At 64.7% G+C, this 16,317-nt stretch carries 18 protein-coding genes; 4 read left to right on the top strand and 14 right to left on the bottom strand.

What is annotated here, in order from left to right:
* Positions 1–20 precede the first annotated feature (20 nt).
* Positions 21–1,028 carry a sulfotransferase domain-containing protein gene (locus QQK18_RS27005; RefSeq protein ID WP_284343527.1) on the top strand — a complete coding sequence of 336 codons (1,008 nt, stop codon included), beginning with the start codon at positions 21–23 and terminating at the stop codon, positions 1,026–1,028.
* Here QQK18_RS27005 and QQK18_RS27000 read toward each other — a convergent pair.
* Positions 1,025–1,321, bottom strand: a complete 297-nt coding sequence (locus QQK18_RS27000) for a DUF3817 domain-containing protein (RefSeq protein ID WP_284343526.1) — start codon at positions 1,319–1,321, stop codon at positions 1,025–1,027. The genes QQK18_RS27005 and QQK18_RS27000 overlap by 4 nt on opposite strands.
* Positions 1,322–1,499: 178 nt before the next feature.
* On the opposite strand from QQK18_RS27000, the gene QQK18_RS26995 reads away from it, so the two are divergent.
* A complete protein-coding gene (locus QQK18_RS26995; RefSeq protein WP_284343525.1) occupies positions 1,500–2,069 on the top strand; it encodes a NifU family protein in 570 nt (189 codons plus the stop codon).
* 189 nt (positions 2,070–2,258) lie between these two features.
* Here the strand turns inward: QQK18_RS26995 and QQK18_RS26990 are convergent, their stop codons facing one another.
* From QQK18_RS26990 to miaB, 5 genes are all read right to left on the bottom strand, one after another.
* Positions 2,259–3,179, bottom strand: a complete 921-nt coding sequence (locus QQK18_RS26990; RefSeq protein WP_284343524.1) for an acetamidase/formamidase family protein — start codon at positions 3,177–3,179, stop codon at positions 2,259–2,261.
* A 120-nt stretch (positions 3,180–3,299) separates the two neighbouring features.
* Complete coding sequence (locus tag QQK18_RS26985) at positions 3,300–4,334, bottom strand: hemolysin family protein (RefSeq protein WP_284343523.1); 1,035 nt, start codon at positions 4,332–4,334, stop codon at positions 3,300–3,302.
* Positions 4,335–4,417: 83 nt separating this feature from the next.
* The gene (ybeY, locus tag QQK18_RS26980; protein WP_348523261.1) at positions 4,418–4,861 is read right to left on the bottom strand and encodes an rRNA maturation RNase YbeY; all 444 of its coding nucleotides are present in this window, start codon (positions 4,859–4,861) and stop codon (positions 4,418–4,420) included.
* A 29-nt stretch (positions 4,862–4,890) separates the two neighbouring features.
* Entirely contained in the window at positions 4,891–5,937 is a 1,047-nt protein-coding gene (locus QQK18_RS26975) for a PhoH family protein (RefSeq protein ID WP_284343522.1), read from the bottom strand.
* A 54-nt stretch (positions 5,938–5,991) separates the two neighbouring features.
* Complete coding sequence (miaB, locus tag QQK18_RS26970; protein ID WP_284343521.1) at positions 5,992–7,395, bottom strand: tRNA (N6-isopentenyl adenosine(37)-C2)-methylthiotransferase MiaB; 1,404 nt, start codon at positions 7,393–7,395, stop codon at positions 5,992–5,994.
* A 101-nt stretch (positions 7,396–7,496) separates the two neighbouring features.
* Here miaB and QQK18_RS26965 point away from each other — a divergent pair, with 101 nt between their 5' ends.
* Positions 7,497–7,709, top strand: coding sequence for a hypothetical protein (locus tag QQK18_RS26965; RefSeq protein ID WP_284343520.1), 213 nt, complete (start codon positions 7,497–7,499; stop codon positions 7,707–7,709).
* 98 nt (positions 7,710–7,807) lie between these two features.
* Here the strand turns inward: QQK18_RS26965 and QQK18_RS26960 are convergent, their stop codons facing one another.
* The 8 genes from QQK18_RS26960 to QQK18_RS26925 form a co-directional block, all read right to left on the bottom strand.
* The gene (locus tag QQK18_RS26960) at positions 7,808–8,416 is read right to left on the bottom strand and encodes an ABC-type transport auxiliary lipoprotein family protein (protein ID WP_284343519.1); all 609 of its coding nucleotides are present in this window, start codon (positions 8,414–8,416) and stop codon (positions 7,808–7,810) included.
* A 4-nt stretch (positions 8,417–8,420) separates the two neighbouring features.
* The gene (locus QQK18_RS26955) at positions 8,421–9,908 is read right to left on the bottom strand and encodes an MlaD family protein (RefSeq protein ID WP_284343518.1); all 1,488 of its coding nucleotides are present in this window, start codon (positions 9,906–9,908) and stop codon (positions 8,421–8,423) included.
* Positions 9,909–9,913: 5 nt separating this feature from the next.
* Entirely contained in the window at positions 9,914–10,708 is a 795-nt protein-coding gene (locus QQK18_RS26950) for an ABC transporter ATP-binding protein (RefSeq protein ID WP_284343517.1), read from the bottom strand.
* Positions 10,709–10,711: 3 nt separating this feature from the next.
* A complete protein-coding gene (locus QQK18_RS26945; protein ID WP_284343516.1) occupies positions 10,712–11,869 on the bottom strand; it encodes an MlaE family lipid ABC transporter permease subunit in 1,158 nt (385 codons plus the stop codon).
* 195 nt (positions 11,870–12,064) lie between these two features.
* The gene (locus tag QQK18_RS26940; RefSeq protein ID WP_284343515.1) at positions 12,065–13,042 is read right to left on the bottom strand and encodes an aldo/keto reductase; all 978 of its coding nucleotides are present in this window, start codon (positions 13,040–13,042) and stop codon (positions 12,065–12,067) included.
* A 31-nt stretch (positions 13,043–13,073) separates the two neighbouring features.
* Positions 13,074–14,075 (bottom strand): aldo/keto reductase, encoded by a 1,002-nt coding sequence (locus QQK18_RS26935; protein ID WP_284343514.1) that lies wholly within the window; start codon positions 14,073–14,075, stop codon positions 13,074–13,076.
* 10 nt (positions 14,076–14,085) lie between these two features.
* A complete protein-coding gene (locus tag QQK18_RS26930) occupies positions 14,086–15,093 on the bottom strand; it encodes an aldo/keto reductase (RefSeq protein ID WP_284343513.1) in 1,008 nt (335 codons plus the stop codon).
* 24 nt (positions 15,094–15,117) lie between these two features.
* Positions 15,118–15,270 carry a YjiS-like domain-containing protein gene (locus tag QQK18_RS26925; RefSeq protein ID WP_284343512.1) on the bottom strand — a complete coding sequence of 51 codons (153 nt, stop codon included), beginning with the start codon at positions 15,268–15,270 and terminating at the stop codon, positions 15,118–15,120.
* A 174-nt stretch (positions 15,271–15,444) separates the two neighbouring features.
* Between QQK18_RS26925 and QQK18_RS26920 the strand changes: the two genes are divergently transcribed.
* On the top strand, positions 15,445–16,314 hold the full coding sequence (locus tag QQK18_RS26920) for a LysR family transcriptional regulator (RefSeq protein WP_284343511.1): 870 nt from the start codon (positions 15,445–15,447) through the stop codon (positions 16,312–16,314).
* Positions 16,315–16,317: the final 3 nt, after the last annotated feature.

Raw genomic sequence — 16,317 nt, 5'->3', positions numbered from 1 at the left:
TGGGAAGCGAGGGGGATGCCATGCTTCTCGAGCCTGCAACACGCGAATACCGCAGCTGGGCCGCCGACAGCCGGCGCTGGAGCCATTACAGGCCGCGGTCCGACGATGTCGTCATCGCCACCTATCCGAAATCCGGCACCACCTGGATGCAGAGGATCGTCAGCCTTCTCGTCTTTCAGACGACGGAGCCGCGGTCGCTTGCCGAGCTCTCTCCCTGGCTCGACCAGCGCTTTGTGGCACCCATCGAGAACGTGATCGCACACATCGAGGCGCAGGAGCACCGCCGGTTCTTGAAGTCGCACCTTCCGCTCGACGGACTGCCATTTTACGACGAGGTGAAATATATCCACGTCGGGAGAGACGGACGCGATGCCGCCTTCTCGTTTCACAACCACGTAGCCGGCTTTACCAGCACAGCCGTCGAAAGGCTGAGCGAAGCCGGCCTCGAGGATGATGTGGTTGGGCGACCTTACCCTCCCGTGCTGGCGGACCCTGCCGATTTCTTTCACAGGTGGATAACCGAGGGCCTGAACGCAGAACACGGGGAAGGCCTGCCCAATTTTTCTTACTTCCAGTTCGAAAAAAGCTGGTGGCAAGGCCGCGCCCGGCCGAATGTTCTTTTCGTCCACTACAGTGATATGAAGCAGGACCTTGCCGGGGAAATGCGTCGTGTCGCGGACTTCCTGCAGATAGAAATCGCACCGGAAAAGTGGCCCGGGCTGGTGGAGGCCGCGGGCTTCGATGCCATGCGCCGCGACGGCGATCAGCTTCTCGGCATGGCGGGGTCGCATTTCCGGGAGGGGAGCCGGACTTTTCTCTACAAGGGCACCAATGGTCGTTGGCGCGGCGTCGCGCGCGAGGAGGATCTCGCCCTCTATGAAGCCAAGGCACAGACGATGCTTCCGCCCGACTGCGCCTTATGGCTGGCGGAAGGGCGCCGCGGCGGCGATCCACGGCTCAAGGAGAGCATGGTCCCGGAACGTGCGGCTCTCCCGGGTAAAGAAGATACCGAAAAAACGACCGCCTAGCCGGCTTCGGCTGCCGACTGCCTGCGTCGCAGGAACGGGTCGTTGAGGAAGGTGCCGAACGGCAGGAACGCGGCGAGCGCCGTGCGACCCCAATCCCTGGCCGAGAAGTCGTAGTCGCGAAGGCAGACCCACATCGCCCCGATATAGGCGAGGAACGCCAGGCCATGGATGGCGCCGACCGGCTGGGTCAGGAACGGCATGTTGAAGGCGTATTTCAATGGCATGGCGACAAGGAAGAGTGCGACGGTCGTAACGCCTTCGACGAGCGCGACGATACGGAAGAGCCTGATCATGTGTTGGTTCTAGCTCCCGGCTAGTTTGCCGTCTGCGCGGCGCTTCGTCGCTGCCGGTAGAGCGGGATGCGGCGCTGGACAAGATGCGCAAGGCGAAATACCTTGCGCCACGCGTCCGGCACCCCTATTTTAGAAGCATTCTAAAGCCATTCCCGCGCCGATCCGCAAGGAAGACCACATGTTCATCCAGACCGAAGCCACGCCCAATCCGGCGACCTTGAAATTCCTGCCCGGTCGCGACGTGCTGCCTGGCGAACCGCGCGATTTCCGCTCGGGCGAATCGGCGGCGGCCTCCCCGCTTGCCGCCGCGCTGTTTGAGGTCCCCGGCGTGAGCGGCGTCTTTCTCGGGTCCGATTTCATCTCGGTGACCAAGGACGACACCAACTGGGCCCATATCAAGCCCGCCATCCTCGGTGTCATCATGGACCATTTCCTGTCCGGCAAGCCGGTGATCGGCGAGGGCGGCCCGACCGCTGCCGAGCTCGCCGCGCAAACCGAGGAGTTCTTCGACGAGGAGGATTCCGAGACCGTCGAGGTGATCAAGGAACTGCTCTCGACCCGCGTGCGCCCTGCCGTCGCCATGGACGGCGGCGACATCACCTTCAAGGGCTACAAGGAAGGCACGGTCTTCCTGCACATGCAGGGTGCTTGCTCGGGCTGCCCGTCCTCGACGGCGACCTTGAAGAGCGGCATCGAAAACCTGCTGCGGCATTTCGTTCCCGGCGTCGAGCACGTCGAGCAGGTCTAGCAGGTCTGGATGTGTTGACCTTGGGTACCCGCCAACACCGGGTCATCCCCGCGAAAGCGGGGAACTCTGTTGGCAGGGCCGGCAAAGGAAACGGAGGTTCCCGCTTTTCGCGGGAATGACTCCGTGGGTATTGAGGGCCTTGGGCCACAACAATATCCGACAGAAGAGCCCCGCCATCGTCCGGGGCTTTTATTGGCCGCGCCGTTTTGGCAGCCAGCGTTTCTCGATCTTGCAGATCATGGTGTAGGCCGGGTCGTAGACGTTCCCGACTTCATAACGCACCACCTGGCCCATGAGGTGGCTGGCGGCTGTGGCGTTAAGCCCGTAGTCGGCCATGAGCCAGTCGAGCATCTCGGTCGTTGCGTGCTGGAGCGCCTGGTCGAGAGGCCGGGCATTGCCGGCCGTGAAGATCGCATCGGCGGTCTCGCCGCGTGGCCATTCGAGGGAACGGCGCTTGTCGAGGCTGAGACGCACCTCGACTTCAAAAGAGGTTTCGACCCCGGTGCCGACGATCTCTCCGTCTCCCTGTATCGCATGGCAATCGCCAAGGAAGAACAGCGCCCCGGGCACGAAGACCGGAAGCCACACCCGGCACCCCGGCCCGAAGCCGCGATAGTCCATGTTGCCGCCATTGTTGGCGCTGGTTGCCGTCGAGAAGGCCTGACCAAGGCTCGGCGCGACGCCGAAGCACCCGATCATCGGGGCAAGCGGCAGGACGAGGTGCTCGAGTCCCTCTGGAGAGTGCTCGAGCCTCACTGTGCCGGCATCTCCATCGATGAGCCAGGTGGCGGTCTCCCGCGGCGGCAAGTCCCGGGCGCGTTGCGGGTCGACGACATTGGGCGCCAGCACCGATCTGGTCCAACCCGTCGCACGGATCGGGCTCATGCGCACGATCTCGACGCAAAGCGCATCGCCGGGCTCAGCGCCATCGACCGCGATGGGCCCGTTCATCGGATTGGGCCCATGCCAACGTCGGACGCCGTCCCGGTCGCTGCCGCCGGCATCGAGGGTTTCGGTGATCACCGTGTCGCCGTCGGCAACGGTCAGCACCGGCGCAATCGTGGCCAGCACGTTATGCCAGGCCGTCGCAACCAGCCGGTGAACCGCCATCCCTCGCCCCCCTAGAGCGTTTTCAGCAAAAGTGGGTACCACTTTTGCGGTTCGAAAACACGACAATTCAACAATTTAGCGCCCCGTTCTGATTCAATCAGAACGGGAAAGGCGATCGCCCTATTCCGCCGCCGCCCGGTCCGTTTCGCCGCGCTGATCGGTGATCGCCAGCACCTCGGGCTCCGCCGGCTTCTTGCGGCGGATGCGGATGCGCTTCACGCGGCGGCTGTCGGAGGCGAGGATCTCGAAATCGAAATTGGCAAGGCGCGTCACCACTTCGCCGCGCGACGGGACGTACCCGGCAAGATCGAAGACGAGGCCGCCGAGCGTATCGACGTCTTCGGCATATTCGCTGGGATCGAAGTCGGGCCCGAGGAGGGCCGCGACGTCCTCGAGCTCGGCGCGCGCGTCCGCGATATAGGTATCGGGGCCGACCTTGCGGATGAGTGAGACCGCCAGTTCGTCATGCTCGTCCTCGATCTCGCCGACAACGGCCTCGAGCAGGTCCTCGATGGTCACCAGACCATCCGTGCCGCCATACTCGTCGACGACGACGGCCATGTGAACGCGTCCTGCCCGCATCTGTTGCAGGAGGTCTCCAACCGGCATGGAGGTCGGCACGTACATGGCGGTCCGCATGATGCCGAGCTTTGAGAGCTTTTGCCGCAGGGCCGGCGAGTTGAGCTTGACCGGAATTTCCTTTTCCGGGTCCGTCACCTTGCCCGTGATCCTGCCGAGGGCATCCTTGACGTGAATGAAGCCCAGGATGTTGTCGAGGCTTTCCTCGTAGATCGGCAGTCGCGAGTGGCCGACTTCGCGGAACTTGGCAATGAGCGTGCCGAGGGTGGCGTCGATCTCGACGGCCTCGATGTCGGACCGCTCGACCATCACGTCCTCGACCGACACCTGCCGGAGCTTGAGGACGTTCTTGAGGATGAGCCGCTCGCTCTCGGAAAAATCCGTGGTCTCGTCCCCGCCATGGCCATCGAGCGCCACTTCCAGGTCGTCGCGCAGCGAGACGGTGCGCAAAGCCCAGAGCGCCTTGAGCCTCTGCCAGAGACTGGGCCCCCGCGATACCGCGAGGGCGGTGCTAGAGGGAGGTTCGGATTGTGTATCGGACGCGCGCTGCGTCCCGCGTATGTCGCTGTCGGTCATCGTTTCTTGCCGCCAAAGGGCGGCTATCTGTCCTCTTCAAAGGTCGGCCTGCAACCTGAACCGTCAGGCCAGGGCTGCAGAACCTAGTCTGCATAGGGGTCTTCCACCCCAAGCCTCGCCAATATCTGGGTCTCGAGGCCCTCCATTTGAAGGGCCTCGGCCTCTTCGAGGTGATCATATCCCAGAATATGCAGGAATCCATGCACCACGAGGTGGGTGAAATGATGGACGAAGGGCTTGCCGAGATCCTCGGCTTCGCGCGCGACGGTTTCGCGGGCGAGTGTGATGTCGCCCAGAATGCCCGCAACCGGCCCGAAGGGCTCGATCTGCGGGAAGCTCAATACATTGGTCGAAGCATCCTTGCCGCGCCACTCGCGATTCAGCTCGCGCTGCTCTGCATCGTCGGTGAGGACGATCGAAAGCTCCGCCGGCCCTGAAAGCTGCGCACCGCTGCCGGCAAGGGCTTCCCGCACTGCGCGATGGGCAACGGTCTCGAGCTCCTCCGGCCAGGCCTCGTCGGTGCGGATGACGTCGATCTCGAGCGGGAAATCGGCGCTCAGCTGCGTATCCCTTCGGCCTTCTGCTCGGCGGTCATGCGCGCCTCGAAGTCCTGCTCATAGGCCCTGACAATCCGTCCAACGAGCGCGTGGCGCACCACGTCCTTATCCGAGAAGCGGGCCATATGGATGCCCTCGACGCCTTCGAGCAGTCGCACGGCTTCCACCAAGCCCGATTTTTCGCCTCGCGGCAGATCGACCTGGGTTGGATCGCCCGTGACGATCATCTTGGAATTCTCGCCGAGCCGGGTCAGGAACATCTTCATCTGCATCGATGTGGTGTTCTGCGCCTCGTCGAGAATGACGACGGCATTGGCGAGCGTGCGTCCCCGCATGAAGGCCAGCGGCGCGACTTCGATGATGCCGGAGGTGATGCAGCGCTCCACATGCTCAGGCTTCATCATGTCATAGAGCGCGTCGTAGAGCGGACGCAGGTACGGGTCGACCTTTTCCTTCATGTCGCCGGGCAGGAACCCCAGCCGCTCACCCGCCTCGACCGCTGGGCGCGAGAGGATGATGCGGTTGATGTCGCCGCGCTCGAGAAGCGAGGCCGCATAGGCGACCGCCAGATAGGTCTTGCCGGTGCCCGCCGGCCCGATGCCGAAGATAAGCTCGGCCCGATCCATGGCTCGCATATAGGCGTCCTGGGCGGGGGTGCGCGCAACGATCGTCGCTTTGCGCGTGGCGATCTGCGCCATCCTGACCTTACCCTTGCGCTCAAGCGTCGGCAGGGTCAGCTGGCTGTCTTCGGTCTCGATCATGCGAATGACGCCGTCGACGTCCGAGATCTCGATCGAGCGGCCTTCCTCGAGCATGGCATAGAGCGATTCCAGCACCCGGCGGGCTTGGTCGACGGCCGAGGCAGGGCCCTTGAGCATGACGTGGTTGCCGCGCGGACTAGCCGAAACCTCGAGGCGCTGTTCGATCAGCGCCAGGTTCTGGTCGAAATCGCCGTAGAGCTGGGCGACCAGACGGTTGTCTTCAAAAGCGAGTTCGAGATGGGATGCGAGTGCGTTGTCGGCGGTCGGTGCCAAATGCCTGCTCAAGCTTGAAGCGCTCCATAAGAACTGTTCACGATCAGAACCGTTCACGGGCGCGGATTACGCCACGCGAGACTCAACAAGGCTAGCAGATTTCCGTTGCGTGTCTCGTGACAATTTCCCCTCAATCGAGTTTTTTCCGACCCCGGTGATCTCGACCGGCAGGATGTGTCCGATGAGGTCTCCGGAGCCTTCCAGGTGTACCGCCTGCAGGTAGGGCGAGCGCCCGCCGACCTGTCCAGCATTGCGCCCGGGTCGCTCGATCAGCACCGGCAGCGTTCTACCGACGCACGACCGGTTGAAGGCGGCCATTTGGGCGTTGATCAGCTCCTGCAGGCGGGCCAGCCGTTCGGCCTTGATCTCCTCGGGAACCTGGTCCGCGAGTTCCGCGCCGGGCGTTCCCGGGCGTAGCGAGTATTTGAAGGAGAAGGCCGAGGCGTAGCCGACCTCGCGCACCATGGCGAGAGTCGCCTCGAAATCGACCTCGGTCTCGCCGGGGAAGCCGACGATGAAGTCGCCCGAAAGGGCCATATCGGGCCGCGCCGCCTTGATGCGCTCAATGAGCGTCAAGTATTCGGCGGCCGTATGACGCCGGTTCATGGCCTTGAGGATTGGGTCCGAGCCGGACTGCACCGGCAGATGAAGATAAGGCATCAGGAGAGGCAGGTCGCGGTGGGCCGCGATCAGCGCGTCGTCCATGTCGCGCGGATGGCTGGTTGTGTAGCGCAGGCGCTCGAGCCCGGGAATCTTGGCAAGGAGAAAGGCGAGTTCGCCGAGACCGACCGACCGGCCGTTCTGGTCGAGGCCGTGATAGGCGTTGACGTTCTGGCCGAGCAGCGTGATCTCCTTGACCCCCGCCTCGACGAGCCCGCGCGCCTCGGCGATCACCTGGGCAACCGGCCGCGACACCTCGGCGCCGCGCGTATAGGGCACGACGCAGAACGAGCAGAACTTGTCGCACCCTTCCTGGACGGTCAGGAAGGCGGTGAGGCCCCGCTTGATGGTGACCTCTTTCCTTGCGGCCGGCAGGTGCTCGAACTTGTCCTCTTGCGGGAAATCCGTATCGACGACCTGGCCGCTCTCGGACTTGACGATAAGGTCCGGCAGCCGGTGATAGGCCTGCGGCCCGAAGACGAGGTCGACGACCGGCGAGCGGGCGATGATCTCTTCGCCCTCGGCCTGTGCGACGCACCCCGCCACCCCGATCTTCATGTCCTTGCCATTGGCGCGACGGGCCTCGCGCAGAATCTTCAAGCGTCCGAGCTCGGAAAAGACCTTCTCGGAAGCCTTTTCGCGGATGTGACAGGTATTGAGCAGCACCAGGTCGGCTTCACCGATCTCGGCGGTGGTCTCATAGCCGTGCGGAGCCAGAGCGTCCGCCATGCGGTCGCTGTCATAGACGTTCATCTGGCACCCGTAGGTCTTGATGAACAGCTTCTTGGTGTTGTGCGGCGTCTCGGTCATCGCCGCTCTCTAGCAGAAATCGGTGGCAGACTCCAAGCATGCCGCCCTTGCAACTGCCCTGTGCGTTCACGAGTTCTATAGGCATGAGAATGGAGGTCGAGATGAGCAAGACAGCCAAGAAACCCGGCAAGTCCAAGTCCGACGGCAACGCCGCTGCCCTCAGGGACGGCAAGAAGCCCGGTCCCAAGGACTCGCCCGTCCAGATTCGCAATGCCGGAAAGGACGCTGTAGCCGACAAGTCTGAGGACTGGGACGAGCAGGACGAGGCGGTTGACGAGACGTTTCCGGCGAGCGACGCCACGGCCAAGTATTAAAGCCCATCTGCCTGGAGCGGGAGGCGAAAAGAGCCTGTCCCAGGACTGAACCGGGAATGGGTGCCGCCTTTTCGCGAAAAACGTCGGGACAACAAAACTTAGGCGTTGATGGCGGTCCAGGCGATGATCTGGCGCACGACATCGTTGAGCGCGACATCGAAGGCCCGGGCCGCATTGACGCCGTCGAGCTCAGCGATGGGCGCGCTGGCGGTGAAGCTGCGGTTGGCGATGATGCGGCGGTCGATATCGTCGATGAGGCGTGCCGCGAGCGTGACGACCGCCTGCTGACCGGCGGTGACGTCGATGTCGAAGGCGCGCACATCGGTGGCCAGCACCACCTCGAAGGCGAGCTGGTCTGAGGGCCGACCCACATTGGACACGTCGCTGTCCTCGAAGGCCTGGATCATGCGGGTCTGGATGAGGTTCGTCAGGCTGTCCGACCACTGGGCATCGGGCAGGTAACTGAGGATATCGCCGGGCTGGCGCACCACCATCCTGTCGGTCGCGTAGGTTTGCACCGCATCGGGCTCGGTTATAACCACCATACGGGTGCTGCGCCGGCGCACCGGCCCATTGCCCGCAAGGGTCAGATCGTAGGTGACGAGTGGCCTGGGGCCGAAGCAGCCAGCGAGAAGGCTTGTGAGCCCGCCGGCGGCAATTCCCATGAAGGCCCTGCGTCCCAGCCTTTTGTCGATGCCTGCCGTCATGCCCCTACCTCTGGAAATCGCGAACCGTCTGGCCGCCGAAGATGAACACCTGCGGGTTGCGCTCGACATTGGCAAGGACCCTGTTGAGGCGCTCCAGTGTATTGCGCGCCTCGCTGGCCAGGGTCGTATATTCGCCCAGCCCTCGGGTGGTAAAGCCGGTCAGGCCCGTGGTGATCTCGGCGGTACGTGCATCGAGCTGCTCGGCCAGGACCCTGACCGCCCGTGCCGCATCGGCGATCTCGGTAAAGAGCGTATCTCCGCCCTCGGTGTCGACCATCGCATCGACGCGAACGACGATCGCATCGATCCGGTTTGCGGCCGCGCTCAGCGACTGGGTGAGCTCCTGGGTGTTGTTGATGATCTCGTCGACCTTGCCGGCATTGTCGCCCAGCGCCACCGAGAACCTGTCGACATTGTCCATGGCCCGGGCCAGCACTTGGGGATCTATGGCCTCGGACGCCTCGTCGATCATCGCTAGCGTCGAGCTCAGGCCTTCCGATACGCCGGAAAGATTTTTGGCCATGCTGCTGGCGTCGGCAAAGAACGTGTCGATGTTCTCGCTGTTGCGCGCCAAGGCGTCGGTGAAGGTCACCGTGTCGCGGATCGCCTGGGTCACCTGTTCTGACGGGATCGCTGCCAGAAGGTTACGTGTCTCGGCCGTCAGCGAGCGCATTTCGGCCGCAAGCGGGCCGATCTGGTCACTGGTTGCCGAGATGGAGGCAAGGAAACGCTCGACACCGTCGGCGTTTTCGGCGAGCGCTCCCGAGAATTCTTCCACATTGGCCAGTGTCGTTGCCAGGCGCGGTTCGTTTTCGGTCACGAAGCTTTCGAGCCGCGTCACCGTGGCATTGGCCGAATCGACCGTATCGCGGATCCCGGTCATGATCGAGGCCACATCCGAATCCTCGCCCGCCTCGCCGGCAAAGCTCGCCAGCGCCTCTGAGAGCGATTCGACGTTAGCAAGCGTTGCCGACAGGCGACCCTCGTTCTCGCCGAGGAACCGGTCGAGCCGCTGGAAGGTTGAATCGGCACTGGCCACGATATCGCGTGCGCCTTCCATGATGGCCTGGAGGTCCGAAGGCTCGCCGACAAGCGTCGGCACCGCCTCGCCCGCCTGCGCCTGCAGCCTCCCCGCCTGAGGGCTGCCGCCGAGGAGTTGGACATGGGCCTGGCCGGTCAGTCCCTGGATCTCGAGCAGGGCCCGCGTGTCGGTCATCACCGGCGCGTCCGCGGCGATGTCGATGCGCGCAATCACCCGCCCCGGATCCTCCGGGTCGATGCCCACATGCGAGACCGTGCCGACGCGCAGGCCGTTGAAGAGTACGTCGGTTCCCGCCGCGAGCCCGGTGACGGCGCCGTCGAAAACGACGTTGTAGGTGGTGCGCTGGACGGCGCCCTGCTCATTGGAGAACCAATAGACGAAGGCGAGGAGCGCCCCGATGACCAACGTGGCAAAGACGCCCACGAGCGCGTAGTTGGCTTTGTTTTCCATGGGACTTAAGCCTTCTCCAGATGCCGGGCGCGCGGGCCGCCGAAATAGTCCCTGAGCCAGGGGTCGTCGGCCCCGAGCATGTCGGAAAGTGTGCCAACCATCAACAGCTTGCCCCGTCCGAGCGCCGCGATGCGGTCGCACACCGCCGCCAGACTGTCGAGGTCGTGGGTGACCATGTAGACGGTCAGGTCCAGCGCCTGCCTCAGGGTCAGGATCAGTTCGTCGAACCGTGCCGCGCCGATTGGGTCGAGCCCGGACGTCGGCTCGTCGAGGAAGAGGATCTCCGGGTCGAGCGCCAGGGCTCGGGCGAGCGCGGCGCGCTTGATCATGCCGCCCGAAAGCTCGGACGGATAGAGGTTATGCGCCTCCGGCCCGAGGCCGACCAGCTCGATCTTGAGGCGCGCGATCTCCCGGCGCAGCCTTGCCGGCAGCGCCAGGTGCTCGCGCATGGGGAACTCGACGTTCTCGAGGACGGTGAGCGAGGAAAAAAGCGCGCCTTGCTGGAAGAGCACCCCCCAGCGCTGTTCGGTCTCCAGCCGCTCGCGCCGGCTGAGGCTCTGGTAGTCGCGCCCGAAGACCTTGACCGTGCCCGAGCGGTGGGGCAGGAGCCCGATGATGGCGCGTAGCGTCACCGATTTGCCTGAGCCCGACGGGCCGATGACGCCCAGCACCTCACCCCGATTGACGGTGAGGTCGAGCCCGTCGATCACCACCCTGTCGCCGAAGCCGACGACGAGGTTTTTTGTCTCGAGGATCGGGGTCTTTTCCGCGCCCACGTCTGTGGTTGTCGGTTCGCTCATGGTTCAGAACCCGATAGCCGCAAAGAACACGGCAAACAGGCCATCGGCAACGATGACCATGAAGATCGCCTTGACCACCGAAGCTGTGGTGTGGCGCCCGAGCGATTCGGCGCTGCCTTCGACCTTGAAGCCCTCGTTGGCGGCGATCAGCCCGATGATGAACGCCATCACCGGCGCCTTGACGAGGCCGACCATCAGGGTCTGCAGGTTGAGGGCGTCCTGCAGGCGGTCGAGGAAGGTATCGAATGGTACGCCGCCATAGTATCGAGCGACGACCGCGGTGCCCGCGATCCCGGCGAGTGACCCGATGAAGGCCAGAAGCGGCAGGCCGAGGACGAGCGCCAGCATCCGCGGCAGGATCAGCGCCTGATAAGGGTCGACGCCCATGACCTGCAGGGCGTCGATCTCCTCGCGCATGCGCATGGAGCCGAGCTCGGCGGTGATGGCCGAACCGGAGCGGCCGGCGACCATTATGGCGGCAAGCAGCAACCCGACCTCGCGGAACATCAGGATCGCGCCGAGATCGACGACGAAGATCTGCGCCCCAAAAGGGCGCAATTGCAGGATCGACTGCTGGGTGATGATGGCGCCTACCACCACCGAGATGAGGACGACGATCGGCACGGCCTGCAGGGCGATCAGATCGAACTGGTTGACGAAGGCGGGCGGGCGCAGCCGGCCGCGCAGCGCCAGCGCCGAGCCGAATGCGGTCAGGATCCGTCCCTGCATGGCCTGGCTGTCGACAAGGTCGTTCCAGGCGTTAATGACGACGCGCCCAAGGGCAACGAACGGTACCAGCAGCAACGGTGTGCCAGGCGGACGCGGTGCGATACGCGGTTCCGTCGCGCCGAGCCGCGCGATCAGCCGGGCGTGTGGCTCGCTCGCGCCGGCGAACTCAGCTGGCTTGCCATCAGCCTCGGTCTGCCGGGCGGCCTTGACGAGGAGCCAGGCACCGACCGTGTCGAGTTCGGAAACCTCTGCCAGGTCAAAGCGCAGGGGCCTGTTGCCGCGCGCGCGCAATGCCTTGTCGAGCTCGGATTGCAGACGCCGCGCATAGGCCGCGCGCCAAGCACCGGAGAGCGCGACGACCAGCGTCTCGCCCTCGGTGCGCGCGCGCGCCGACGCCTCGGACGCCCTCGCCGTTACCTCGGTATCCGCCACGCCCTGCGCCAATCCATCCCTACTGCTCCTCTTGTCGAGGAGTCATAGCCCAACTGCCCGTCGCAACATAAGTATTTGCTGGACAAAGCGCAGGTCCAGACCGCCGATTTGTTGTCCACATCGGATATGTTCGGGCGTCGAGCGTGGGATTATTGTCACAGCGGCGGTGTCGGCGACACTGCCGCTGTGCGATTTTCAGGTGCGCAGGCCGAGCGCATCGATGGTGGCGACCCTTTCGGCCTCAAGCGGCCCTGCAGCCTCAGCGGCGAGCGCTTCGCGCAGTTCCGCGACATTCTTGACGCCGAGCACGACCGTATCGACACCTTCCATGGCCAGCGCATAGCGGTGGGCGACGATGGCGGGCGACTCCCCCCAGTGCCGGCAGAGGTCACGGAACGGAGCCGCGCGGTTAAAATCCGGCAGGTCCTGATTGTCCGCATCCATCGGACGGTCGAAGCGGTCGGTGAGCGCGCCCGCCTGCACGGCGCGGATGCCCATAACGCCGACTCCCTGGGCCGCGGCCGCGGCGATGATCTCGCGCGAACGCTGTTTGGGGGCCATGCCCCGGCGCATGAGGCCGCCGGGGCTATCGAGGAGGTTGGCCACCGCCTGGACGACCGCTGGACGCGGCTCCTCGCTTAATGCCTTGAGGATCGCCTCGGGGACGCTCACCCCAGTTATGCCCCAGGCACCGATCAGCCCCTCCGAGACCAGCCGCTCGAAGGCGGGGATGATCGCTTCGCGATAGACCGACCAGGTGCTGGCGAATTCCCCCCGTTTCTCGTTTCCCTCCGGGTAGACGAAGTCGTCCGGAGAGATCTCGTTGTGCAGGAACATGAGGTCGACCGTCTCGAGCCGCATATCCTCGAGGCTCTTTTCGAGCGAGGCGCGCAGCTTTCCATAGACCTCACCGGGCGGCGTCGACACGACGCCGCATTTGGTGGTGATGCGTACGCCCTCCGGCAGCCTTCCATCGAAGGCTTCGCCGATCAGTTCCTCGCACACCTTGTAGCCGGGTGCGGCGTCGATGACGTCGATACCCTCCTCGACCGCCAGGCGCAGTGCCGCAATCGCCTCTTCGCGCGAGGTGTCGCCCCACACCTGCCCGATGCCGCCCCCTCCGAGGGTGAGCCGGCTGACCCGGCCGATAGATCCCAAAGTTGCAGTTTGCACGGATTTTCTCCTCTAAATTGATCAGCCTGGCTCAGGCGTCTTCGGTGTTCGTGGCCATGACGGCGTCGATCTCGGCCATCACCGCGGCAGGCAGCGGACCTTTCTCGATGGCGCCGAGATTGTCGCGAATCTGAGCCTCGCTCTTGAACCCCGGAATGGGCAGGGTCGTGGGTGAGCGGGCAAGGATCCAGCCGAGCGCTCCCTGGGCGAGTGTGCGGCCGCCGCTTGTCAGCAGCTGGCGCAATGCCTCAATGCGGGCGAGATAGTCAGGATGGGGTCTGCCATCGGCAAAGAAGCGCACCCAGCTATGGCCGGCGCCGCGCACGTCGTCTGCGCCGAGGCGGCTCTGCGGCGTGAACTTGCCGGTGAGAAGCCCCATGGCCAGCGGCGCGCGGTTGAGGCTGGCGAGGTTTTCCACCTCGCAGAGCGCCAGCATCTCAGGACCGTCGCGGAAGACGCTCAGTTCCTGCTGCACTGCAACGAAATGCGGGAACTTGAGCATGCGACGCGCTGCGGTGACGTTGTCGGTGCTCCAGCCCCAGAAACGGATCGCACCAGAGCGAGCCAGTCCTTCCAGGGCCTCGCCCGCTGCATCGGCCGCGTCGTCGTCGTCCAGTTCGCCGGGATGGATCTGATAGAGGTCGATGTAGTCCGTCCCCAGCCGTTCGAGCGACGCGGCGCAGGCTGCACGCACATGGTCGGGGCTGACGTCGATACCGAGCAGCGTTCTCGTTTTCCGGTCATGGGTGAAGCCGAACTTGGTGGCGATAACCGCGTCGCCACGACGGCCAGCGAGCGCTCGCCCGATCACCTCTTCACTATGGCCGGTGCCGTAGGCGTCGGCCGTGTCGAGAAGGTTGGTACCGAGCTCCAGGGCCAGGTGGATGGCGCGAACGGATTGGTCGTCGTCGACGTCACCCCAGCCGTCCTGCCGGCCGTCCATGATGAAGGGACCGCCGATGGCCCAGCAGCCGAGGCCGACGGGGCTGACGGGAAGGCCGGAGCGGCCGAGCTGTCGTGTAAGCGTTGTCATCTGTTCCTCCTCAAGGATTGGCGTGCGCGGACGCCGGCATCAGCACGGCGTCGATTTCGGCCATGACGGCGGCCGGCAGCGGGCCCTTCTCGAGCGCGCCCAGATTGTCGCGCACCTGATCGGGACGGGTGAATCCCGGCAGCGGCAACGCCGCCGGCGACTTGGCGAGGATCCAACCGAGTGCGCCCTGAGCCAGGGTCCGCCCGCCGGTCGTCAGCAGGTCGCGCACCGCCTCGAGCCTGCGGGTGAAGTCCGGATTGGCGGCGCCCCCCTTGAAGAACTTCATCCACGGCTGCTCGGTCGCCCGCACGTCGTCGGCTCCAACCTTGCGTCCGCCGCTGTACTTGCCGGTCAACAAGCCCATGGCGAGCGGCAGGCGGCTGAGCGAGACGAGCTTTTCGCGCTCGGCGATGGCCATGACCTCGTCGGCGCGGTCGAAGATGTTGTAGTCGTTCTCGACGGCAACGAAGCCTCTCCGGCCAACGAACGCCGCCAGACGCTCCGGATGGTCCGTCGACCAGCCGAACGCACCGATCTTGCCCTCGTTGCGCAAGTGGCCGAGCGTGTCGAACGCGGCTCCGGCCTTGTCGATCGGGTATTCGTTGATGTGGAGCAGCATCAGGTCGATGCGGTCGCGCTTGAGGCGCTTGCGTGATTGCTCGACACAATGGCGGATGCCGGCCGGCGAAGCGTCTTCCGGGGCCATCCGGCGCGTTGTCGGATCGCCATAGTAGCCGCATTTGCTGATGATGACCGCATCGTCCTTGCCGGCAAGGGCTTCGCCGAGCAGCAACTCGGCGTTGCCTGCCCCATAGGCCGCGGCGGTATCGAAGACGCGGCAGCCGAGGTCGTAGGCGAGCGTAATCGCGCTCTTGGAGCGCTCGTCGTCGACGTCGCCATAGACGGTCGCCTCATTCGATCCCGCCCAGATGACGCCGCCTCCGGCCGCCCAGGTGCCAATGCCGATGCGCGGCACGGTTCGGCCGTTCCAGATTTCCATGGTGGTCGCTGCGGACATGGTCGTCTCCCCCGGTTTTTGAAATCAGCAGCCGCGCCGGCTGCGCACGAAGTCGCGTATCTCGTCGCGGCTGGTGCCCATGTCGTGGAGCAGATGGTCGTCCATCAGCATGAGCCTGCGGATGGCAGTCTGTTCCTTCCGCCATGCAATGAGCCGGCGGGTCAGCGTGTCGAACATGATCCTCTCCTTCTTGAAAGGCGAGCCGGATTCAGACCACGCAAGGTGGCTTTGCATCATTGGCGATCCGGCTGGAAAGGCGGCGGGAACTCCCTGTCGCTGATCGACATACTTGCGGAAAGACGGGCTTCCGATCTACAGACAAGATCGCAATGGCTGTTGCAGAAATGAAAAATGGACCTGAGCTGGGATGACCTGCGGCTGTTCCTCGACGTTGCGCGCCTCGGCGGGCTGAGCGCGGCCACCAAGACGACGAAGGTCAGCGCAGCCACCCTCGGGCGGCGCGTGACGGCGCTCGAGCGTCAGATCGGAGAGCCGCTTTTTACCCGCTCGCAGACCGGCTATCGCCTGACCCAGGCCGGTGAGGAGCTGCTGAAGCGCGCCGAAGACGTGGAAGCAGCCATGCTTTCGCTGACCCGTTGGAAGGAAGGCGCCCTCGGTGAGCGGGTCGTGCGCATCTCGGCCGGCGCCTGGACCTCGCAATTCCTCGCCCACAATATCGGCCAGCTGTGGCGGGCGGGCGAGGGGATCGGTATCGAGTTCGTCACCGCCAACCATAAGGTCGATATCGGCCGGCGCAACGCCGATATCGGCGTCCGCAACGCCCGGCCCGGTGAGCAGTGGCTGGCCGGCAGGCAGATCGGCAAGGTTGCTTACGGCCTCTATTCCGGCCGGCAGTTGATCAATGGCATTGCGGCCGGCCTCTTTGTCGGCGCCTCCGGAGAGGCGGCCGACACGCCCTCGGCCCGCTGGCTGCAGGCGCATCACGGCGACCGCATCGGCGTGCGCGGCAATGATGCGATGAGCGTGCGCGAGCTCGTCGCCTCCGGCGCAGGCCTTGGCATCTTCCCCTGCTTTGCCGCCGACAGCGACCCGCGCCTCGTCCGGGTGGCACCGCTCATCACCGAGCTGACCACCGAGCAGTGGCTCGTCACCCATCACGAGGAACGCCATACCCGCGAGGTGCGGCTGGTCGCCGACCGCATCGTGGCGCTGATGCGCGACAGCACCGCGCTGTTCATGGGTGAGAAGCGCATCCCCTGATTC

The organism is Devosia nitrariae (assembly GCF_030160115.1).
GTDB classification, from domain to species: Bacteria; Pseudomonadota; Alphaproteobacteria; order Rhizobiales; family Devosiaceae; genus Devosia; species Devosia nitrariae.
The sequence above is the reverse complement of the archived record's forward strand: the minus strand, read 5'-3'. Positions and strand labels throughout refer to the sequence as shown.